The sequence below is a fragment of the Frankia sp. CcI49 genome (assembly GCF_001983215.1).
Classification (GTDB): Bacteria; Actinomycetota; Actinomycetes; order Frankiales; family Frankiaceae; genus Parafrankia; species Parafrankia irregularis.
On the sequence record NZ_MOWP01000008.1, the window covers coordinates 150362 to 172464 of the forward strand.

General features: G+C 72.5%; 18 protein-coding genes. 8 read left to right on the forward strand and 10 right to left on the reverse strand.

Annotated features, from left to right (window positions below; genetic code table 11):
* The first annotated feature begins 463 nt into the window (after positions 1–463).
* Genes mbhE through mnhG form a run of 6 tightly spaced genes read left to right on the forward strand, consistent with a single transcriptional unit; the run spans position 464 to position 6851 of the window.
* Complete coding sequence (gene mbhE, locus CcI49_RS08165) at positions 464–3442, forward strand: hydrogen gas-evolving membrane-bound hydrogenase subunit E (protein ID WP_076825585.1); 2979 nt, start codon at positions 464–466, stop codon at positions 3440–3442.
* Positions 3439–3951: a Na(+)/H(+) antiporter subunit C gene (locus tag CcI49_RS08170; RefSeq protein ID WP_054566945.1), complete on the forward strand. Its 513-nt coding sequence runs from the start codon at positions 3439–3441 to the stop codon at positions 3949–3951. Before mbhE ends, CcI49_RS08170 begins: the two co-directional genes overlap by 4 nt.
* A complete protein-coding gene (locus tag CcI49_RS08175; RefSeq protein ID WP_076825452.1) occupies positions 3948–5531 on the forward strand; it encodes a Na+/H+ antiporter subunit D in 1584 nt (527 codons plus the stop codon). The genes CcI49_RS08170 and CcI49_RS08175 overlap by 4 nt, the downstream gene beginning before the upstream one ends.
* A complete protein-coding gene (locus tag CcI49_RS08180) occupies positions 5528–6148 on the forward strand; it encodes a Na+/H+ antiporter subunit E (protein WP_083749369.1) in 621 nt (206 codons plus the stop codon). The genes CcI49_RS08175 and CcI49_RS08180 overlap by 4 nt, the downstream gene beginning before the upstream one ends.
* A gap of 2 nt (positions 6149–6150) precedes the next feature.
* On the forward strand, positions 6151–6417 hold the full coding sequence (locus tag CcI49_RS08185) for a monovalent cation/H+ antiporter complex subunit F (RefSeq protein ID WP_054566947.1): 267 nt from the start codon (positions 6151–6153) through the stop codon (positions 6415–6417).
* Positions 6417–6851: a monovalent cation/H(+) antiporter subunit G gene (gene mnhG, locus CcI49_RS08190; protein ID WP_083473278.1), complete on the forward strand. Its 435-nt coding sequence runs from the start codon at positions 6417–6419 to the stop codon at positions 6849–6851. The genes CcI49_RS08185 and mnhG overlap by 1 nt, the downstream gene beginning before the upstream one ends.
* Positions 6852–6881: 30 nt before the next feature.
* On the opposite strand, the gene CcI49_RS08195 is transcribed toward mnhG, so the two are convergent.
* From CcI49_RS08195 to CcI49_RS08210, 4 genes are all read right to left on the reverse strand, one after another.
* Entirely contained in the window at positions 6882–7805 is a 924-nt protein-coding gene (locus tag CcI49_RS08195) for a PAC2 family protein (protein ID WP_054566948.1), read from the reverse strand.
* Between the two features lie 189 nt (positions 7806–7994).
* Positions 7995–8708 carry a DUF1707 domain-containing protein gene (locus CcI49_RS08200; protein WP_054566949.1) on the reverse strand — a complete coding sequence of 238 codons (714 nt, stop codon included), beginning with the start codon at positions 8706–8708 and terminating at the stop codon, positions 7995–7997.
* Positions 8709–8824: 116 nt separating this feature from the next.
* Complete coding sequence (locus tag CcI49_RS08205) at positions 8825–10714, reverse strand: LCP family protein (protein ID WP_241839959.1); 1890 nt, start codon at positions 10712–10714, stop codon at positions 8825–8827.
* A gap of 312 nt (positions 10715–11026) precedes the next feature.
* Positions 11027–11899, reverse strand: a complete 873-nt coding sequence (locus tag CcI49_RS08210; RefSeq protein WP_235497930.1) for a class I SAM-dependent methyltransferase — start codon at positions 11897–11899, stop codon at positions 11027–11029.
* Between the two features lie 368 nt (positions 11900–12267).
* Between CcI49_RS08210 and CcI49_RS08215 the strand changes: the two genes are divergently transcribed.
* Positions 12268–13341: an SDR family oxidoreductase gene (locus CcI49_RS08215; RefSeq protein WP_076825454.1), complete on the forward strand. Its 1074-nt coding sequence runs from the start codon at positions 12268–12270 to the stop codon at positions 13339–13341.
* A gap of 67 nt (positions 13342–13408) precedes the next feature.
* Entirely contained in the window at positions 13409–15316 is a 1908-nt protein-coding gene (locus tag CcI49_RS08220) for a UDP-N-acetyl glucosamine 2-epimerase (RefSeq protein WP_083749370.1), read from the forward strand.
* An 81-nt stretch (positions 15317–15397) separates the two neighbouring features.
* On the opposite strand, the gene CcI49_RS08225 is transcribed toward CcI49_RS08220, so the two are convergent.
* The 6 genes from CcI49_RS08225 to CcI49_RS08250 all read right to left on the reverse strand — a co-directional run bounded on the left by CcI49_RS08225 (position 15398) and on the right by CcI49_RS08250 (position 22002).
* A complete protein-coding gene (locus CcI49_RS08225) occupies positions 15398–16465 on the reverse strand; it encodes a COX15/CtaA family protein (protein WP_076825456.1) in 1068 nt (355 codons plus the stop codon).
* A gap of 61 nt (positions 16466–16526) precedes the next feature.
* Positions 16527–17333, reverse strand: a complete 807-nt coding sequence (locus CcI49_RS08230) for an ABC transporter permease (RefSeq protein ID WP_054566952.1) — start codon at positions 17331–17333, stop codon at positions 16527–16529.
* 1 nt (position 17334) lies between these two features.
* Entirely contained in the window at positions 17335–18468 is a 1134-nt protein-coding gene (locus tag CcI49_RS08235; RefSeq protein WP_076825458.1) for an ABC transporter ATP-binding protein, read from the reverse strand.
* 50 nt (positions 18469–18518) lie between these two features.
* The gene (locus CcI49_RS08240) at positions 18519–19064 is read right to left on the reverse strand and encodes a transcriptional regulator (RefSeq protein ID WP_076825460.1); all 546 of its coding nucleotides are present in this window, start codon (positions 19062–19064) and stop codon (positions 18519–18521) included.
* 269 nt (positions 19065–19333) lie between these two features.
* Positions 19334–20827 (reverse strand): glycerol kinase GlpK, encoded by a 1494-nt coding sequence (gene glpK / locus CcI49_RS08245; protein ID WP_076825462.1) that lies wholly within the window; start codon positions 20825–20827, stop codon positions 19334–19336.
* Between the two features lie 425 nt (positions 20828–21252).
* On the reverse strand, positions 21253–22002 hold the full coding sequence (locus CcI49_RS08250; protein WP_241839960.1) for a hypothetical protein: 750 nt from the start codon (positions 22000–22002) through the stop codon (positions 21253–21255).
* Between the last annotated feature and the right edge of the window lie 101 nt (positions 22003–22103).

Below are 22103 nucleotides of genomic sequence, written 5' to 3' on the forward strand. Positions count from 1 at the left end.
TGGTAGTCGCTATTCGTTTCATTCGGTCGGTGTTTTTTCTTTATGAGCACGTCCGGATGGCCGTGGCTGATGTGCGCCCGCAACGCCGACATCGGTCTGGTTGCGGTGCGTGAGGGGCGGGGTGGTGGTCCGGTCGGGTGCGCGTGGCGCGTGGGTAGCTGGTGGGGCCTGCCGAGTGTCCGGTCTCGGGGTTGGTCGTGACCTGTCGTGAATGTCGGGGAAGCGTTGCTGGCTCGGCGTGTCGCGATGTCGGTTCGGCGTGTCGTCGCGACCGGCGCCCGGGCCGGCGCGGCCGGACGCGGCCGGACGCCGGGGCAGGGCGGGCGGCTCGGCCGGGTGCGCTGGCGCGCCGGAACGGCCGATCCCAGCGCAGCGTGACACTTTGGCAACTCGATACCTGGGGGTGCGGGGAGATGGCCGGAGCGGGGACGGCGCCTGAGGACATGTATGGGTGGCGAGCGGTGTGTTCGTTGCCCTAGGCGCCCACCTGCTCCTCGCCGTCACCCTGCCCGCGCTGGCCGGCCGGTTGGGGCGGGGCTGCTATCTGCTGGCGGCCACGGTTCCCGCCGCCACGTTCGGCTGGCTGGTGGCCCGGATCCCGGCGGTGCTCGACAGCGTGCCGACGGGTGGCGCCGGTGCTGGTGCCGGGGCGGCCGGGAGTGCCGGGCTGACGGAGGTCATCCCCTGGGCGGGCACGGTCGGCCTGGAGCTCGCGCTCCGGCTGACCCCGCTGGCGCTGCTGATGGCGCTGCTCGTGACCGGTGTCGGCGCGCTGGTGATGATCTATTCCTTCTCCTACCACGACGCCGACGGAGCACACGGAACAAACGGAGCACACGGAGCTCCGGCTGGTCCGCCCGCCCGTCCGCGGGGGCTCGGCGGCATGAGCGCCGCGCTGCTGGGGTTCGCCGGCGCGATGCTGGGCCTCGTCCTGGCTGATGACCTGTTCACGCTCTACGTCTTCTGGGAGCTCACGACCGTTCTGTCCTTTCTCCTGATCGGGCAGGACGGGATCGGCGCGGCCAACCGGCGCTCCGCCCTGCAGGCGCTGCTGACGACGACGCTCGGCGGGCTGCCGATGCTGCTCGGTTTCGTTCTGCTGGGGATGACCGCCGGCACCACCCGCATCAGCGCGATCGTGGCCGCGCCCCCGTCCGGCCCGGTCGTGACGGTCGCGCTGGTGCTCGTGCTGGTGGGGGCGGTGACGAAGTCCGCGCAGCTCCCGTTCCATTCATGGCTGCCGGCGGCGATGGTCGCGCCGACACCGGTCAGTGCCTATCTGCACGCCGCGGCGATGGTGAAGGCCGGTGTCTTCCTCATCGCCGCGCTGATGCCGGCCTTCGCCGACGTCCCGGGCTGGCGGGTGCCCGCGGTCGTCATCGGCGCGACGACGATGCTGCTCGGCGGGGCGCGCGCGCTGCGTCAGACCGATCTCAAGCTGCTGCTCGCCTTCGGCACCGTCAGCCAGCTCGGCTTCCTGACCGCACTCGTCGGCTTCGGCTCCCGGACGGCGGCGCTTGCCGGGGCCACGGCGCTGCTCGCACACGGCCTGTTCAAGTCCGCGCTGTTCATGGTCGTGGGCGTCATCGACCACCAGGCGGGAACCCGCGACATCAGGGAGCTGTGCGGTCTGGGGCGGGCCGTTCCCGGTGTCTGCGCGGTGGCCGTGTTCGCGGCGGCCTCGATGGTGGGCCTGCCGCCCTTTCTCGGTTTCCTCGGCAAGGAGGCGGCCTTCGAGGCCTTCGCCCACGGCGGGCCGGGCGACCAGGTGCTGCTGGGTGTCCTGGTGGCCGGCGCGGTGCTGACCACCGCCTACACGCTGCGGTTCCTGTGGGGCGCCTTCGCCTCGCCCTCGGGCCGCCAGCCGCGGGCGATGGCCCGGCCGACCGTGCTGTTCGTGCTTCCGGCGGCGATGCCGGCTCTCGCCGGCCTTGGCCTCGGCCTCAACTACCAGGCAGTCGACCGGCTCGTCGGCTCCTACGCGGACGGCTATCCCAGCTCGGGTGACCGTTACCATCTGGCGCTCTGGCATGGGCTCGGCCTGCCCGTGTGGCTCACCGTGGTCGCGATCGGCGGGGGAGCGCTGCTCTTCGCGGCCGGGCTCCCGGGAGCGTCACCGGCGGGGCGGTCGGGGCGGTCGGCACGGTCCCCGCTGGTCCCCTCGGGTGCGTGGGTCGCGCGGGTGCGTCGGGTGCGTCGGGTGCTGGATGGGCAGCGCGGCTACGAGCAGGCCGTCCGTGCGCTGGACTGGTCGGCGGTGGCGGTGACCGGACGGCTGCAGGCCGGCTCCCTGCCGGTCTACCTGGCGGTCATCCTCGTCATGCTGCTGGCGGAGCCCGGCAGCGCGCTGATCACGGCCTCCTCCTGGCCGCACGAGTTGCCCCTGTGGGACTACCGCATCCAGCTTCCGTTGGCCGCCTGTGTCGTCCTCGCGTCGCTGGCGGTGGTCCGCGCGGACGGACGGCTCACCGCGACCCTGCTGCTGGGCACCGCCGGCTACGGCATCGGCGCGCTGTACGTGGTGGACGGAGCGCCGGATCTCGCTCTCGCCCAGTTCCTCGTCGAGACGCTCTCCCTGATCGCGTTCGTCTTCGTGCTGCGAAGGATGCCGGTTCGCTTCTCGACAGCCGACCGCTCGGCGCCGCTGTGGCTGGGACGGGTCGCCATCGCGGGGGCGGTCGGTGTGTTCGTCGCGGGCTTCGCCATCGTGACCAGCGGGTCACGGGCCACACCGGAGGTAGTGAGCACGCAGTTCATCGCCCGGTCGCCGGCCGAGACGGGTGCGACGAACGTGGTGAACGCGATCATCGTGGACTTCCGGGCCTTCGACACGCTGGGTGAGATCTCGGTGCTGGCGGTCGCCACCCTGGGTGTGGCCTCGTTGTTGCTGTTCGCCCGCACGCCGCCGCCGCGGGAGGCGACCGCGCCGCGAGGCACGACCGGGGGCGGGGCCGCCCCGGGCCCCGGGCGGTCCGTTCTGCTCGAGGTCACGACGCGGGCGGTGTTTCCCGTCCTGCTGGTCTTCTCGCTCTATCTGCTCTTCGCCGGCCACACCAGGACGGGCGGTGGGTTCTCCGGCGGTCTGGTCGCCGGCCTCGCGTTCGTGCTCCGCTATGTGTCCGGACGCCGGCACCGGGTCGGCGCCGCGGTGCCGGTGGTGCCGACCACCGTGATGGGCGCCGGCCTGGTTGTCGCCGGCGTCGCGGCGCTGGCGCCCACGCTGGTCGGTGATCCCGTGCTGGAAAGCTACGTCTTCCACGGTGAGCTGCCCGTCCTCGGGGACGTCGAGCTGGTGACCAGCGTCTTCTTCGACTGCGGGGTCTATCTGCTGATCGTCGGAGTCGTCCTGGAGCTGCTGCGCACCCTCGGCACGGCGGTCGACAAGGAGGCCGACGCCGGGCTTCGCGCCGCCGATGACCCGAGCATCGGGGTGTCGCCGTGAGCCCGGTGAACCTGACGTCGGCCGTCGTGGTGGGCGCGCTTTACACCACCGGCACCTATCTGCTGCTGCAGCGGTCGCTCATGCGCGTGCTGATCGGGCTCGTCCTGCTCGGGCACGGCACGACCCTGCTCCTGCTGCTGGTCGGTGGCGAGAGCGGGCAGCCGCCGATGGTCGGCTCGGTCCCGCCGGAGGCCATGTCGGACCCGCTCCCGCAGGGCATGGCGCTCACCTCCGTCGTCATCACGTTCGCGCTGACGACGTTCCTGCTCGCGCTGGCCTACCGGGCCTGGACGCTGCTCGGCGACGACGAGGTCCGGGATGACATCGAGGACGCGCGCATCGCCCGGATGGAGCGTGGCGGGGGCGAGCCGCCCTTCGGCGCGCCGGGTGATGCGGGCGCGCCGGGTGACTCGGGTGATCAGCGCGAGGCGGGTGATCAGCGTGAGCCGGGTGAGCTGGCCGTGCCCGGCCTGCTGGAACGCCACGACGCCCGCGGGCGGTACCCGTGAGCCTCCTGGTGGTCCTTCCGGTCGTGGTGCCGCTGCTCGCCGCCGGCGCCGTGCTGGTCATCAGCAGATGGATCATCGTGCGCCGGGTGCTGGCGCTGGCCGTCGTCGCGGGTGTCGTGGCGGACGCCGCCGCCATCCTGGTGATCGCCGACGCCGACGGCCCGCTGGTCGCGAACCTGGGCGGGTGGCCCGCACCGGTAGGCATCACGCTGGTCGCCGACCGGCTCTCCGGCCTGCTCCTGCTCACCTCGGCGGTCGTGACCTTCGCGGTCCTCGTCTACGCGATCGGCCAGGGCGTCACCGAGGAGGCACGGCTCGGCCGCAGCTCCGTCTTCGAATCGGTGTATCTGGTGCTCGTCGCCGGGGTGGCGCTCGCCTACCTGACCAGCGATCTGTTCAACCTGTTCGTGGCGTTCGAGGTCATGCTCGTGTCGTCCTACGTGCTGATCACCTTCGCCACCACACCGGGACGGATCCGGGCGGGCATGACCTACGTGATCGTCAGCATGACGTCCTCGTTGCTGTTCCTCACGATGCTGGCGCTGGTGTACGCGGCGACCGGGACGGTCAACCTCGCGGATCTCGCGGGACGGATGCAGCGGCTGCCGCCGGGCCTGGCCGAGACGCTCGGGCTGATGGCGCTCGTCGTCTTCGGGATCAAGGCCGCCTCGGTGCCGCTGCACTTCTGGCTGCCCGACAGCTATCCGACGGCGCCCGCGCCGGTGACCGCCGTCCTCGCGGCCCTGCTGACCAAGGTCGGCGTCTACGCGCTGCTGCGAACCCACACCCTCGTGTTCCACCATGACGGCGCGTGGGTGCTGCTGCTGGCCACCGCGATCGCGACGCTGCTCGTCGGCGCGATGGGCGCGCTGGCCCAGGACAACCTGAACCGGATGCTGTCGTTCCTGCTGGTCAGCCACATCGGCTACATGCTGTTCGGGCTGTCGCTCTTCACCGTGACCGGGTTCACCGGCGTGATCATCTACATGGTGCACCACATCCTCGCGCAGGCCGCGTTGTTCCTGGTCAGTGGCCTGATCACGCGCTATACGGGGACGTCGGTGCCGCGTCGGACCGGTGGTCTGGTGGCCGTGATACCGGTGACCGCGCTGCTGTTCGCGCTCCCAGCGCTCAGCCTCGCCGGGATCCCGCCCTTCTCCGGCTTCGTCGCGAAGCTGACGCTGCTGGAGGCCGGCGCCCAGACCCGCACCTGGCCGGTGGACGTCGCGCTGGCGGCCAGCCTGATCACCAGCCTGCTCTCGCTGTATGTCGTGGCCCGGGTGTGGATCCAGGCGTTCTGGGGCCCGCGGCACGGCCTTCCCTGCGCCGCGCAACAGGGCGCTGAGCAGGGCGCGCGACCGGGCGCGGAGCAGGCCGCCGAACGGAGCGGCCAGGCTGGGCCGGTGACCCGGCCGATGGTGCTCGCGACCGCCGGGGTCGTCGCCGCCGGCGTCGCGGTCGCGGTCTTCGCCGGGCCGCTGGCGTCGCTGAGCGAGCGGGCCGCGGGCGATCTGCTCGAGCCCACCGCGTACATCGACTCCGTCCTGCCCGGCGCGGGTACCGCCGGGGCCCGGCGATGACCGCGACACCGGCCGGGCGGCAGACCGAGAGCGAGCCGCTGGTGGAGAGACCCGGGTCACGTGCGGCGCTTCGCCAGATGCTGCGCCGGCCCGGACGTCTGGTGTGGCTCTGGGTGGTCTGGGCGGCGCTGTGGGGGCGGCTGACACCGCTGGTGATGATCAGCGGTCTGGTCGTCGCGGCCGGTGTGCTTGTCCTGTTCCCGCTGCGGGATGCCGACGCGCCCGTCCGGTTCCGGCTGCTGCCCTCGTTCGCCCTGGTCGGCTGGCTCCTCGCCGATCTGGTCCCGGCGTCGCTGTCGGTCGCGGCCCAGATGATCAGAAACGGGCCGCGGACCCGGTCGGCGATCGTCGAGGTGCCACTGGCCGCGTCCTCGGAGATCATCTCGACGCTGACGGCGAACGCGATCTCGCTGGCACCCGGTGCCTTCGTCCTGGAGATCGACCACCAGCGCGGAGCGCTGTACGTCCACATGCTCGCCGTCGAGGACGACCGGATGGCGGACCGGGTCCGTGACTCCGTCCGGAGCATGCACCATCGCGTGCTGAAGGCGTTCGGCCTCGCGGAGGACGTCCGCCGGCCCACCGGGGCGCGGGCTCGCCCGCCCGGGAAGGGATGATCTTGACCGCTGTCTACACGGCCACCTTCGTCCTGCTGAGCATCGCCGGGCTGCTCACGCTCGCCAGGCTGCTGGTCGGGCCGACCGATCTCGACCGCATCGTCGCGTTGGACGTCCTGGTGATCCTCATCGCCGCGGGAGTCACCGTGGAGATCGGGATGCGCCGTGAGGGCTGGAACATCGCCCTGGTGGCGGTCGTCTCCCTGCTGGGGTTCCTGGGCTCCGTCACCGCGGCCCGGCTGGTGGAGCGACAGGGGGAGATCCGCTGATGGCCAGGCAGGTGATCTGTGCGGTGCTCCTGCTGGTCGGCTCGGTGTTCTGCGTGCTCGGAGCATGGGGCCTGCTGCGGTTCCCCGACGTGCCGTCCCGCCTGCAGGCCGCCACCAAGCCGCAGACGGTCGGCCTGGTGGCGATCCTGCTCGGCAGTGCCGTGCTGCTCCCGTTCCGGTTTGCGGTGGGCCTGCTGCTGGTGGCCCTGCTGCAGCTGGTCACAGCGCCCGTGATTGCGCAACGGGTCGGCCGCGCCGCCTATCGGACCGGCTGTTTCCGCCACGACCTGCTCGTCATGGACGACCTCGCCCGCCACCGCGAACAGCAGGCCGCCGCGGCTGACGCCGCCGGCGACCACCGCACCGGCGCGGATGACGACGCACCGCGCGGCGGACCTGCGGAGCCCGACGGGGACGGCCACCAGCGCCGGTGACATCGCGGGCGGCCGTCGGGGCGGTACCGGTCAGCCGGGCTGGGGGCCGCCCGGTTCGCTCTGCTCGGCGAGGAAGCGTTCCAGCTCCGCACCGAGCTCGTCGCCGGTCGGCAGCGGCTCGTCGCCGTCGACCACCGGCAGATTCGTGCCCTCGCGGCCACGGTGGAACGCGTCGTACTGCTCCTCGATGGCCTTGACCACGTCCGCGGCCTCGCCGCCGCCCTTGATCTGGCTGTCGATCTCGCCGCGGACCTCCAGCGCGGCGGACCGCAGCCCGTCCAGCGGCAGCAGCAGCCCGGTCGCTCTCGACACCGCGCTGAGCAACGCCTCCGTCGCCGCCGGGTAGGTCGCCTGGGCCAGATAGTGCGGGACGTGTGCCGCGAAGCCCATCGCGTCGGCCCCGGCCCGGCCGAGCTCGTACTCCAGCAGGTGCCCGGCGCTGCCGGGAACCGAGACCCGGCGGATCCACGGGTCGTTGCCGACCAGCAGCTCCTTGCGGGTCGCGTGCGCCGTGACACCACACGGCCGGGTGTGCGGAACCGCCATCGGGATCGCGTTGAGCCCGACCGACATCTGGACCCCGAGATCCTTCATGATCGTCCGAACGGCGCTGGTGAACCGCTTCCAGTGCAGGTCGGGCTCCGGACCGGAGAGCAGCAGGAAGGGCGTGCCCGCCTCGTCGTGCAGCAGCTCGATGGCCAGCACCGGATCCTCGTAGCTCTCCCAGTGGTCCTCGTAGAAGACCATCGGTGGCCGCCTGGAGCGGTAGTCCATGAGCTGGTCGACGTCGAAGGTGACGATCCGCTCGTGGTCGAGAGTCGTCGTGAGGTGCTCGCTGGCCAGACCCACCGCGCCGCCGGCGTCGACGACGCCCGTCATCGCCTCGATCAGGATGGGGCGGCCCAGGTCGTCCAGCTCGCTTCTGATCTCATAGAGGTCTCTGGGGTCAAGCATCGGTCGAGCCCTCCCTCACCGATCTGGTCCGCGGGATCCGCGTCCGCTCCTTCCGATTAGAAGGTCGCCGTGGCCGCTCCGCATTCCGGCCACTCGGAGCCGACATCGCCCGAGCCGACATAGGTCGAGCGTGCGGTGCTCGTGCCCGCGGTGCTCYGGAAGACATGATCGAGAATATCAGTGCGCATTCTAGCCGCGGCGGGACCAGACGCGCGCGGACGAAACCAGCCCCGTGGGCTGCCCCGCTGCCCTGGCTCCTGCCCGTCCGTGCTCCTGACCGGGGCGCCCGAGCAGCGAGCCGCTCGTGATCCGCAGGTCGCCGATCAGGCCGGCCAGCCGTAGCCGCAGCCGGGGCATGCCCGGGCGGGTCGGGACCACGGCCAGGTCCACGTGGCGGTCGCCGAGCGCGACGAGGCCACTCACGTCGACGCCGACACCGTCGGGAACGCTGATGGTCAGATCCCCGACCAGTGAGACGAAGCACAGGTCGACGGTGGCCTCCGCGAGAATCCGCTCGTCCAGCAGCGCCCCGCGCAGATCGAGGGCCCAGTTGCCGAGACCGTTGACGATCACTGTCCGGCGGGCCAGCCGCCACCGCCCGAAGCGGCGGCCGTCACCGAGAAGGGTGACCATCCGCGTGGTGGGGGCCTGCGGTGCGCGCCGGGCTTGCGCACCCTCGGGGTGTCCCGCGCGCAGATCGGCCTCGGCTCGTTCGAGCTCGGTGGTGGTGCGAGCCACCCAGGCTCGGTTGGTCCGCTCGCTGAGCTCGCCGAAGGTCAGCCGTCCGTCGGCGCAGGCCGCCCGGAGCCGGTCGGCACTTGCCCGGCGCTGCGCGTTGGTGACCGGTACGGGACCGGAGCCGGGGCCGGGCGCGTGGCCAGGGGCAGGGGAGGCGGCTGGCATGTCCTGACGGTAGCGGGGCGGCTGGCCGCAGGGGTGCCGGAGCCACGGCACCGCGGTGTCGGCAGCAGGACCAGCGGCAGACGGCGGCCGGCGCCGGCAGGTGCCATCCGCCGGAGTCAGTAGATGCAGGCTGCCGCCGCGGTCACCGGCGCTTCCTGCGCCTCGGACGCCGTCGGGGACGGGCTCGTCGGGGGCGCCCCACCGGTCGGGGTCGCCCCACCGGTCGGGGACGCCCCACCGGTCGGGGTCGCCCCGCCGGTCGCGGTCACGTTCGATCCGAAAGCGGCGGCCCTGGCCCAGCTCACGGTCCCGGCGGCTGCGGTTGTGCCGGTCAGCGCCGTGGGCCAGGGCTGGGGCCAGCCGCCGGAGTCCGGCTGGCCGTTCGACCCGGTGGCAGAGGCGGTGACCGTGGCCTGGGGCTGGGATGAGGTCTGGGCGCTCGGGCCGGACTCGGTTGTCGTGCCAGCGGTGTCCGGGGTGGGCGTGGCGGTGGCCTGCGGCGGGGCCGGCGACGTGACCGTTGCCCGGGGCCGTGTGGAGGCCGCCGGCGTCGAACCGGCCGCGGCGGCAGTCGCACTCGGTGTGATCTCGGCGCTCAGGTCAAGCGGGTCGACGGGACCGTCGGACGGCTCGAAGACCGTTGTGCTGCCGGTGACGTCGCGGAAGAACTGTCTCATCGCGGCGGGGTCGTAGAGGAAGTAGAAGACGGGGCTGTTGATCTGCCCGGTGATCGGGACGGTGGAGAAGGTCACCGCGCCCGTGGTCATGCCGCGCATCCGCTCGGCGAGCTCGCGCAGCTCGGAGAATCCGGTCTGGTCGTCCAGCAGCACCGACTCGGTCACCGCGCCGAGGAAGGAGGTCAGCCGGGACGGGCTCAGCAGTACGTTCTCGCTCAGCACCGTGCGGAACATGGCCGCGAGAAAGGCCTGCTGACGGCGGATTCGGGCCAGGTCCCCGTCGGCGAACCCATGCCGTTGCCGGACGAACGCCAGCGCGTTCTCACCAGAGAGATGGTTCACCCCGACCTGCCCGACGAATCCGGAGCTGGGATCGTTCAGGTTCGTCGACCGGACAGTCCGGCCGTTGTCCAGGGTATGTCTTTCGACAAAGGTCGACGCGTTGAGGCAGACGTCGATTCCGCCGATCGCGGCGGTCATCTGCTTGAAGCCGCCGAAGTCCAGTTCGGCGTAGTGGTCGATGCGCACCCCGGCGACCTGTTCGAGGGTCGCCACGAGCAGTGCGGGACCGCCCGCGCTGAAGGCCGCGTTCACCTTGTCGGTGCGTGCGCGGTGCCGGTCGCCGTCGTCATCCGTCCAGGCCGGGATGGGTACCCGCAGGTCGCGGGGGATCGACACGATCTGGGTCGTCCCGTCGGACGCCAGGTGGGCGATCATCATCGTGTCCGACCGGGCGCCGCCGACCTTCGCCGCGTCCGACCCGGTGCGGATGTCGGAACCGACCAGCAGCCAGGTCTCGGAACCGACGGGTGCCGACGGCGGCCGGGTGACGGTGATGTCGGCGGGTGGAGCGATCGTCTCGCGGTCGATCCGGCGGTCGTAGAACGTCACGACGAGCCAACCGGTGGCGGTGATGGCGATGACCACCAGCGACAGCAGCGAGGTCAGGACGAGCAGGGCACGCCGCAGGGGGCCGCGCGGGGCGGGGCGGCCGATGCCGTCGACGCCGAGCTGGTTGGCTCCCCGGGGCCGGCGGATCCACCGGCGGGAGGCCCGACCAGGCTGTGGTGCCGACAGTGCCGACTGTTCCGATGGTTCCTGTAGTTCCGTTGGCTCCGGCGGTATCGACAGGGGACCGGCCTCGTCGGCCTCGGCGCCCGGTTCGACCACTGGCGCGGTGGTCAGCGGTCCGTCGAGGACCGTGTCATCCAGGACCGTGTCATCCAGGATCGCGTCGTCCAGGATCGCGTCGTCGGGGAAGGCGTCATCCAGAGCCGCGTCGTGGAGGACCGCGTCGTCGGGGACGATCCGCTCGCTTTCCGTGGCCACCGGTGCCGTCGGGCTGGATGGATCTCCGACAGGCCGCGTGCCGGCCTCCTCCATCTCGCCCCTCTCACCACACCGGGAGCCAGCTGATGCCGGCGAATGCAGACAATAAGTCAATGAATAGCAATGCTGCTCGTCTGCAACGGTGATGTGATGGTCGCCGCGGGCTGAACCAGGACAACAAGTCTATGTGACGGACGTATTGGACTGTGCGGTTCGTCCACCAAGGTGCACGGAACGTCCTGCAAGCCGACTCGAATCCGGACCCGTCCGATCCGGCGCGTGGCGTGGCTTGATCCGGTCTCGGCCCGCCGCTCAGGGCCGGACGGCCACCAGATGCAGCGAGACCGGATCCGTCTCGACCAGCCCGGTGCTGGGGGTGGGCGTGCGCGAGAGGTGGAATCCGGCGGCGACCAGCCGGCGCCGCGCGGTGTGCTCGTCGTAGTGCCAGCGGTTCTGCGGGTCGGCCGGTTCACGGCGCCGCGGGTGCCGAGCGCGGCGCGGGTCGGCCGGTCGGTGCCCGTCGTTCAGYCGCTGCCAGGCGACGAGTTCGTCGGCGTCGATCTCACCGCGCACATAGCGGTCCACTGCCTGGCGGAGATCTGGCAGCACGAGGTGGAGCGTGCCACCGGGGCGCAGGATGCGGGCGCACTCCGCCAGCACCCGGCCGGCGACGCGCGGCGGCAGCTCCTGCACGACATGCGCGCAGAGGATGTGATCAACCGAGCCGTCGGCCAACGGCAGTCGCCGGCCCGGCCGGTGCCGGACGACAACCGCCGTCCGGCTGGCCTCCCACTGCCGGCGGACGGCCCAGCCACGGCCGCGGCCTCGTCCGGACCGTCCTGGGCGTGCGGGCCTGCGCGGGAGGTGACGGGTGAGCGTGGCCGCCAGCCGTGGCCACCGGACCGCCCGCCAGGCGGCCGTGCCCGTCCGGCGCAGCAGGCTCAGCGTTCGCGAGGCACACAGCGCACGGTGCAGGGCACGGGCCCACCCCAGCGCGGGATACGCGCCGACCAGCCCGGGCGAGTAGGACGGGTCGAGGTTCACGAAGTCCGCGAGCACCAGGTGCGACGAGGTGATGTTCACCCAGATCTCGCCGTGGCTGTTGCGGAGGTGGCGTAGGCGTCGGTCGCGACCGGGCAGCGTGGCGACCTGTCCTGGTGCGGCGGTCCACCGACCTGTTCCCACCGTTCTCCGTCCCGCTCCGCGCGGGCGGCCGGTTCGAGACCTTGCATACCCGCAGAGTTTGCGCTCAGGTGCAGAGAGTAGTGCCATCCTGGTCTGTGTCCGGCATCTCCGCTCGGCGCGCCTCGGGTGTCACTGACCCGCGCGGGTGGTGATGGGCGATGTGGGTCGTGATGTGCGGTCTCTGGTGTCTGATGCCGGCTGGTCTCGGCGCGCCACCACCTCGGATGGCGATCAATTGACTACCTAGAGTCATACTTGCCTGGCGTTGGCTGGTTGGCAGCCAACCGGCGGAGACCAGAACGGCCGGAGACCGACCATCCGGCGTGTCGCCCCTGGCGTGACCACGGTCGGAGAAGGAGGAGGAGCGGATGCGCGTACTGGTTCTCGGTGGCGACGGAATGCTCGGCGGCGAGCTGGTGCGCAGACTCGTCCGCGACCACGACGTCACCGCGACTGTCCGGGCGCACGCTCCGAGCTCGCCGTCGCCGGCCGACCGGGTCCTGTGCGGAGTGGACGTGTGCCACCCGGAGAGCCTGGTCGACGTCTTCGCGGCGACGCGCCCCGACGCGGTCGTGAACGCGGTCGGCCTGACCGCGCGGCGGGTGGGTGAACAAGGCATGCAACCCGCGATCGAGGTCAATGCGCTGTTCCCACACCGCCTCGCCCGGCTGTGCGGTGCCGCGGGCGCGAGGCTCGTTCACGTCTCCTCGGACTGCGTGTTCTCCGGGCGGCTGGGCGAGTACCACGAGGACGACGTCCCGGATCCGGTCGACGCCCACGGGATGACCAAGCTGCTCGGTGAGCTGACCGAGCCGGGAACACTCACGCTGCGGACGTCGGTGCTGGGGCTGGAGACGGCCGCCGTTCCCGCCGGCCTGGTCGAGTGGTTCCTGTCCGCCACCGGCCGGATCCCGGGGTATCGCCGGGTCGTCTACAGCGGCGTCACCACCGCGGAGTTCGCCCGTTTCGTGCATCTAGCCCTGGTCGGGCATCCGGACCTGAGCGGGGTCTGGCACCTCGCCTCCGAGCCCATCACGAAGTTCGACCTGCTCACGATGCTGGCTGACCGGCTCGGCCGGCACAACCTGGAGATCGTTCCGAGCGACGACGAGGTGCGCAACCGGGCTCTGTCCGCACGTCGACTGTGGTCGGTGACGGGCTACCGGCCGCCGGTCTGGGCGGCGATGGTGGACGAGCTGGCGACCGCGATCGAGCGGCGCGAGATCGAGGGGGGCTCCAGACGCGGTTCCGCGCACGGCGCGGACGTGCCCGGAGTGCGCCGGGCGGCATCAGCCGGCCGCCTGACACCTACGTCGCTGCCGACGGCGACGTCGGCCCCAGCGCCTGCCCCAGCCCCAGCCCCAGCCCCAGCCCCTGCGTCGGCCGAGGCCTCGGCGGCGGCGGGCGCGTCGGCGTCGAACGGAGTGCGCGCCGACGCCTGAACCGTGGACCGAGCCAGTAGATCTTCTCCGGTGACAGTGGATCTTCTCCGGTAGAGAGGAGAACGACGTGTCGAGAACGACGGGTGGCACCGACAACGGGGACGGCGAGGAGCCGGCCCGGACGGGCTTCCTCCGGGGGCTGCTCCCCGGTGGGAGGTCGCAGCGCCAGCGCGGTGCGGCGGCGTCGGGTTCCGTGTGGTCGGACCCGCTGCGCTCCGCCCCGGACGGTGCGGTCGCGCCTGCGGACGCGGAGGTGGACGCGGGCGCCCCGGATTCCCCGGCCCGAGGCGGCACAGGTGCCCGGGGTGTCCTGGAGGGACTGAACGCCCTGGATGACGTGGGTGTGCTGAATGCTTCGGCTGGGCGCGATGACTCGGCTGGGCGCAGTGACTCGGCTGGGCGCGATGACTCGGCCGGGCTGGGTGGTGCGGCCGAGCCGGGGTCCCAGCTGCCGCACCGGATTCCGGTGGCCAGGTCCGGGCCGCGCCCAGGCGGCCTGGTGGGCACGGCGGACGGTGTCGTCGGGGACGGCACCGTCGTCCGGTCCGGTCCGACCGTGCCGACGGCGCCGTCGACCCCGTTCACCCCCGCCGGTCCGGCCGGGCCGGCGGCGCCGACCGTGCCGACCGTGCCCAGCCGCCGGCTGTCCCCGGACCGGGACCGGCAGGCCGCCCAGCGGCAGGCCTCGGCGGCCCGCGCGACCGTCCCCCAGCACGGGCTGCGTACGGAGATCGTGGGCGAGCCGTCAGCCGCGCCGACGGTGCGCCGCGGGCCCGCCGAGCATCGGCCGCGGGTCATGGTCCTGGTCGGGACCAGGCCTGAGCTCGTCAAGCTCAGCAGGGTGATGGTCGCCCTGGAACGGGTGGTCGACCTCTGCCTGGTCCATTCGGGGCAGAACTACGACTACGAGCTCAACCAGGTCTTCTTCGACGAGCTGGGCATCCGCAAACCGGACCACTTCCTGGACGCCGTCGGAGCGAGCCCGGCGGAGACCATCGGCCGGGTCATCGCCCGCGCCGACGCGGTCTTCGCGGACGAGTCCCCCGACGCCCTGCTGCTCTACGGGGACTCCAACACCACGCTGGCGGTGATCGCGGCGCGGCGGCGGCACATCCCGGTGTTCCACATGGCGGCGGGCAACCGCAGTTTCGACGACCGCGTGCCCGAGGAGATCAACCGCCGGCTCGTCGACCATCTCAGCGATGTCAACCTCGCCTCGACGGAGCATGCCCGCCGGAACCTGCTGGCGGAAGGCCTGCCGACGCAGCGGATCTTCGTCACCGGCTCGCCGATGAAGGAGGTCCTGAACGCCTACCTGCCGCTGGTCGAGGCCTCCGAGGCACTCACGACGCTGGGCGTGACGCCTGGCCACTACCTGGTCGTCAGCGCGCACCGGGAGGAGAACGTCGACCGTCCCGAGCTGCTCGCCGGCCTGCTGGAGACGCTGAACGGGCTGGCCGCCCGCTACCGGGTGCCGGTCATCGTATCCACCCATCCACGGACCAGGGCGCGCCTCGACGCGCTGGAGGCGACCGGGCGGGCGCCGTCGGTCGACGGCCTCGTCCGGTTCTGCCGGCCCTTCGGGTTCGCGGACTACATCGCGTTGCAGCGGGCCGCGCTGTGTGTGGTCTCCGACAGCGGGACGGTGACGGAGGAGGCGTCCCTGCTCGGCTTCCCCGCGGTGGTGATCCGCGAGGCCCACGAACATCCGGAGGGGGTCGACACCGGTGCGGTGGTCTCCTGCCTGCCCCGCCCCGACCGCGTCCTCGCCGCCGTCGGCCTGGCCACCGGCGAGGCCAGGGGCAGCCGGAGGAACAGCCCCGTCGCGGCCTATGACGTGGACGACGTGTCCCGGCGGGTGGTGCGGATCATCATCAGCCACATCGACTACGTCCGCCGGACGGTCTGGTACGAGCGCCCGGCGGCCGGCGCAGACGAGCCCACCTCCGGCGGGACCCCGCTCGTCTCGCCCTGAGCTGGTCCGGACGCTGGGTCGGTCCGGACCCTGAGCCGGTCCGGAGCAGCGGCTCCGGGGTGTGGTGTCAGGCGGTGCCCGTCACGCGGTGGCGGGTGCGGGAGCTGGGACGCGCGCCGCGGAGCCGGCCCAGGCCGCCTCGGTGGCCGGGGCCCGTTCGCCCATCGCCAGCCAGAGCTGGATGGTGACGATCCACATGATCGTCGCGCCGGCCATGTGCAGGCCGACGAGCAGCGCCGGGATGCCGAGGAAGTACTGGGTGAACCCGATCGCGGCCTGGGCCACGACGGTGAGCAGCAGGGCGTGTGCGCTGCGCCGGGCCTCGGCGGGGACGGGAGCGAGCCGCACGGCGAAGATCATGGCGAGGGTGAGGCCGGTGAGGACCATCGCGCCGTCGGCGTGGAGCTGCGCGACGTTGACGATGTCGAAGCCGAACCGCTTGGTTTCCTCGCTGTCGCCGCTGTGCGGGCCGGTGCCGGTGACGACGGTGCCCAGGGTGAGGACGCCCGCGGCGACCACGACCACGACCCGCGCGAGCCAGGCGAGCTCCGGTCGGACCGCCAGCGGGGTCGGCCCGTCGGCCTGCCGGGCCCGGCGGTGCAGGGCGACGGCGTTGAACAGCAGCACCATCGACAGCAGGAAGTGCGCGGCCACCGTCGCCGGATGCAGCTTGACCAGGACGGTGATGCCACCGAGCACCGCCTGGCCGACGAAGCCCAGCCACAGCCCGAGCGAGAGCAGCAGCAGATCGCGCCGCTTCTCCTGGAGCAGGCGCGCCGCGATGGGCAGGGCCAGCACCACGAGGCCGACCACGATGCTGATCAGCCGGTTGCCGAACTCGATCGCGCCGTTGATCGCGTAGGCCGAGTGGGGGGTGAACGAGCCGTCACCACACTGCGGCCAGGTCGGGCAGCCGAGACCGGAGCCGGTCAACCGCACGGCACCGCCGGTGACGACGATCGCCGCGAGCAGGACGACGCTGGCCAGCGTGAGGCGCCGGAACATGCGCAGCCCGATCACCGGGAGCCGGCCGGTGCCCGCTGCCCGGGCCGCACGGCTCGCCCGGGTCTGGTGGTTGCCGGCAGGGCTGGCGTCGCCGTCGGCGCGGGGCTTGCTCCGACGAGTGGTAGAAGATGGCATCGCGGCCATAGTAATCCGCCGGGTGCCGGCCGACGGGGTGTGCGCCGCCACTACCGGGGTGCCACCCGCCTTACTCCCAGCGGAAGAACCTGGCAGCCAGCCCAAGGGCACCGACGGACCACGCCGCCAGCACGATCAGGTTGCCGGCGCCGGGCCCGGCGCCCTCGGCGAGCACCGCGCGCAGCCCGTCGGACAGCGCCGCGGTCGGCAGCCCCTCGGCTACCACCCGCATCCAGCCGGGCAGCTCCTCGAGGGGGAACACGACCCCGCCGATCAGCAGCAGCAACAGGTACACCCCGTTGGCCGCGGCGAGTGTCGCCTCGGCCCGCAACGTGCCGGCCATCAGCAGTCCCAGCCCGGAGAAGGCTGCCGTCCCGAGCAGTACCAGCAGGACGACCCAGCCCGCGCTCGCCGCCGAGCCGTGCGGCTCCCAGCCGACCGCGAACCCGACCGCGACGAGCAGGACCAGCTGGACGATCTCCACCGCGAGCACGGCCAGCGTCTTGCCGGCGAGCAGGATCGACCGCGGCAGCGGCGAGGCCCCGAGCCGCTTGAGGACGCCGTAGGAGCGCTCGAAGCCGGTGGCGATCGCCTGCCCGGTGAACGCCGTCGACATCACGGCCAGGGCGAGCACGCCGGGGACGAGGAAGTCCACCGAGCGCTGCGCCGCCTGCGAGGTGGGCAGGACGTCCACGGCCGCGAAGAAGACGAGCAGACCGATCGGGATGATCAGGGTGAGCAGCACGGATTCGCCGCGGCGCAGGGTGAGGGTCAGCTCGAGCCGGGTCTGCGCGGCCAGCATCCGCCCGCGGGACGCGGCTCCGGGCGCCGGGCGGAGATCCAGCACGGGGGCAGGTGTGGCCTCGATGACACTCATCTCACTCCAGCTCCGTCCCGGTCAGGTCCAGGAAGACGTCCTCCAAGGTGCGCTGCTCGACGCGCAGGTCCTCGGCGAGCACACCGTTGCTGGCGCACCACGCGGTGACCGCGGCGAGCAGCTGCGGGTCGATGGTGCCCTGCACCAGGTAGTGACCGGGCGGGTTCTCCCAGCCGGTCGTGCCGTCGGGCAGGGCGAGCAGCAGGCGCGCGACGTCGAGGCCGCCCGGGGCGCGGAAGCGGAGCTGGCCCTCGGCGCCGCCGCGGGTGAGCTCGGCGGGCGAACCGGCCGCGACGACCCGGCCCCGGTTCACGATCACGACCTGGTCGGCGAGGCGCTCGGCCTCGTCCATGGCGTGGGTGGTGAGCACCACCGTGACGCCGGACAGACGCAGCTCCTCGATGAGCTCCCAGGTGTCACGGCGGCCCTGGACGTCGAGACCGGCGGTGGGCTCGTCCAGGAAGACCAGCTCCGGGCGGCCGACGACGGCCATCGCGAGCGAGAGTCGCTGCTGCTGGCCGCCGGAGAGCCGGCGGAACGGCGTGCCGGCCACCTCCGTCAGYCCGAGCCGTTCCATCAGCGCGCCGGTGTCGAGCGGGTGGGCGTGGTGCGCGGCGATCAGGCGCAGCATCTCGCCGGCGCGGGCACCCGGGTACATCCCGCCGGCCTGCAGCATCACGCCGACCCGCGGGCGCAGCGCGGCCGCGTCGCGCACCGGGTGCAGCCCGAGCACGCGGACGCCGCCGCTGTCGGCGGAGCGGAAGCCCTCGCAGATCTCGATGGTGGTCGTCTTGCCGGCACCGTTCGGCCCGAGGACCGCCGTCACGGACCCGGCCGAGACGCCCAGCGACAGCCCGTCGACCGCGCGTACCTCGGCCGGCGGGGGGATGCCCTCATCACGCTTGGTCGTGTCGTCCGGCGCGCGGTCGTGGGCGCCATGGGCGGCCCGGGCGTCGCGGGCACGGCCGCGGGACCGGGACGAGCCACGCCTCGACGGGGCTGGTGACCCGGCCTGCGCCTGCGCCGCACCCGCCTTCAGGTACCGCGGACGTGCCTGCCCCGCACCCGACGCACCCGCTGCCCGCCGGTAGGTCTTGACCAGCTCGGTCAGCTCGACTGCCAGGACCTCGGTCACGCCGCTGATCCTACGGACTGCGCGGGGGTGCCCGGTGTGAGCCGATCGCCTCAGTGGCGGGGCTGGGAGCGTGCCGGCCGGACCACGGGCGACCGCCGGCGCATGGTGGTGGGAGCCGCGTCGTCGGGCTCGATCAACGTGCCCCAGGCGCCGAGGCGTTCGTAGAGGACGGCCGGGGTGGTGCTGTACAGGCGGGACAGCGACTGCAGGTCCGATCGCCGCAGGCGCAGCACATCGCGGGAACTGTCCGACCGCAGCACCTGCACGATCGCGATCCACCGGCGCAGCGGGCCGGTCCGCGTCGGCGGCAGCTTCCGCAGCCTGCGCAGATCGATGACGAGCGGGGGCAGGTCGTCGGTCTCGCGGCGTTCGACCGGCGGCGGGACCAGCAGGGTGGCCGGCACGTCATAGAGCTCCGCGAGCTCGACGAGCCGGTGCACCCGCAGGGTGCGGCTGCCGCGTTCGTAGGCGCCGAGGGTCCCGGCGGTCCACCGGCCTTCGGTACGTTCCTGGACGTCGAGGAGGGACAGGCCACGTCGGTTGCGGGCCGCCCGCAGGCGGCGGCCGAGTTCCAGGGCGTAGTCCGCGTCGGTCACGGTCTCCGTCCGGGGGTTAGGTGCGCGGCGAGGAGACGCCAACCGCCCCCTGTTACAGGTTGGCAAAAATCGCGTCGCCGGACAGCCACTTTTCTCAATTCGACGCGATCTACCGTTGGCTTTAAGTGGTCCTGCGGCGTTGTCCGGGTGTGGGACATGATGGTCCGTCGTGTGGGAACTCGGTTAAACGCGGGCGGATCGCCCGTCCGCCCACCAGCTCATGGCCCGACCGCCCGCGGGCCGGCCAGGTCGGTCGCGAGCCGGGCCGGTCAGTCGCGGTCCCAGCCCCGGGAGCGCTCGACGGCGCGCAGCCACTGGCCGTACAGCTCCTCGCGCCGGTCGGCGCTCATGGACGGCTGGTATCTGACCGCGGTGCGCCGCCGGGCGTCGAGCTCGTCGCGCCCCGAGTACAGGCCGGTCGCCAGCCCTGCGAGGTAGCCCGAGCCGAGCGCGGTCGTCTCGGTGTTCTCCGGGACGTCCACCTCGATCCCGAGGATGTCGGCCTGGAACTGCATCAGCCACGGGTTGCTCGCCGCGCCGCCGTCCGCCCGCAGCTCGGTGACGGTCACTCCGGCGCCGGCGGCCATCTCCTCGACGACGTCCCTGGTCCGGTAGGCGATGGCCTCGAGCACCGCCCGGGCCAGGTGCGCCCGGCCGGTGGCCCGGGTGAGGCCGATGATCATCCCGCGGGCCCGTGGATCCCAGTGCGGTGCGCCGAGCCCGGCGAGCGCGGGGACGAAGTAGACGCCGTCGTTGCTCTCCAGCGACGCGGCCAGCGGCGCGGTCTGGGCGCTGTCGGAGATCACGCCGAGGGAGTCCCGCAGCCACTGCACCGCGGACCCGGTCGACAGGATCGCACCCTCCAGCGCGTACGCCGGCGGCTCACCGTCGAGCCCGAAGGCGACGGTGCGCAGCAGGGAGGACTGCGGGGGCGGCAGTGCCGGGCCCGTGTTCACCAGCACGAACGACCCGGTGCCGTAGGTGTTCTTGGCCTGCCCGGGGTCGAAGCAGCCCTGGGCGAACAGCGCCGCCTGCTGGTCACCGACGATCGCGGCGATCGGCACCTCGACACCGAGGAAGACCTCGCGGTCGGTGTGGGCGTAGACCTTCGAGCTGGGCACGATCCGCGGCAGCGGCTCGGGCGGCACGTCCAGCAGCTCGAGCAGCTCGGGTGACCAGTCGCCGCGGGCCAGATCGAACAGCATCGTGCGGGAGGCGTTGGTGACGTCGGTGATGTGGGCCCGACCGCCTGTCAGGCGCCAGACGAGCCAGGAGTCGACCGTCCCGAACGCGACCCGGCCCGCCGCGGCCTCCCGCCGGGCGCCGGGCACGTGGTCGAGCACCCAGGCGGCCTTCGTCCCGGAGAAGTACGGGTCGAGCACCAGGCCGGTGCGTTCCCCGACGAGCTCGCCGTGACCGGCCGCGGCCAGGCGCTCGCAGGCCCCCGCCGTGCGCCGGTCCTGCCAGACGATGGCCGGGTACAGCGGCCGCCCGGTGCTGCGCTCCCACAGCACGGTGGTCTCGCGCTGGTTGGTGATGCCGATCGCGGCCAGGTCGGACGGGCGCCGCCCCGCGTCGGCCAGCGCGTCGGCGACCGCCGCGACGACGCTGTCCAGCAGTTCCTGGGGGTCCTGCTCGACCCAGCCGGGGCGGGGGAAGGACACACCGATCGGGCGGTGGCCGCGACCGACGACGCCGGCCTCGTCGTCGAGAAGGCAGACCGTGGTGCCGCTGGTCCCCTGGTCCACTGCTGCCACGAGCATCGCCGCGCTCCTCCGAGGCCGATCCGCGAGCCGGGTCCAGCAGGCCGCGGCTCGTCACCGAGCCGGCCAGTCACTGAGCCGGACGGCCCCACCACGCCGGACGACCACGGTAGACGACGGATCCAGCGACGCGCCTCAGTGGCTCCTTATCCACATCTGGTGACGGTGTGTGATGTCGGGATGCGCTGTCGGTCCGAGCCAACCCGCCGCACGGCGACCCGCCCGGGACCCCGAGCCCCCGGACAGCACCAGCAGTTCACCTCAAGAGGGCCAAAAGGGGCGCAGATTCGCCTGGTGATCCGCAAGAAAGAAGGATTTCGGTCGTCGGAACAACCGAAATCCTTCACTCTTGCGATCCGCCAAACCGGGCCACCGGGCCACCGGGCTACCGGGGGGCTACCGGATACGGATCAGCAGAGGACGGATCAGGAGAGTGAGGCGAGGTCGACGGCGCCGGCCGGTGCCGTGATCGAGACCTTGGCGCCGTAGTCGGAGAACTCCATCCGGCCCTGCTCACCGTTCAGCATGTCCAGGCGCAGCGGGACGGGGTCGCCGGTGTTGGCCGCCCACAGCCGGGTTCCCTCCGCGCTGCCCGCCGCGACCGCCTGGCGGCCGGCGAGGTCCTCGGTGGTGACCTTGCCGTCCAGCGCCGCCACGTACTCGCCGATGGCCATGGCGAACCCCTCGATCGTGAAGAGGCGGTACTGCTCGGCGTCCTCCGCCGGGAGCCGTACCCATTTGTCGGCCAGCAGGTCGGCCGCGTCACCTTCGCCGATCGACTCGTAGTAGGCGCGGCTGCCCTTGGTGTAGGTGTCGTCCGCCACCTTCACGATCTCGGTGACGACGGAGCCGGAGGTGATGGTGCCCCGGGCCGACGAGCCCGACAACACCAGGTCGTAGCGGGTCGACCCCTCGGCGGACGGGTCCTGGGCGGTGCCGACGACGTGCACGCTGCCGGCGGAGTTCAACGCCTCGACGGAGCGCGTTCCCACCTCGGCCGCGGACGCGTCCTGCAGGCCGTTGGTCTCCTCGCCACCGCAGGCCGCGAGGGCCAGGACCATCGCCGCGACGACGGCCACGACCCGGCCGGCGGCCCGCCGGGTGACCAGGCCGGTCCGGCCGATGCCCGCCCGGCGGATGCCCGCCTGGCCTGGGCTCGGCCAGTCCGTGCCCACCCGAAGTGTGGCTGTTCGCTGTGGGACAGGTCGCAGGGCGGCCGATCCGGCCGGCCCGGCCGGCCGCCCGGTGGCGGGTCGTGAGGCCGCCGGCCGCGGGG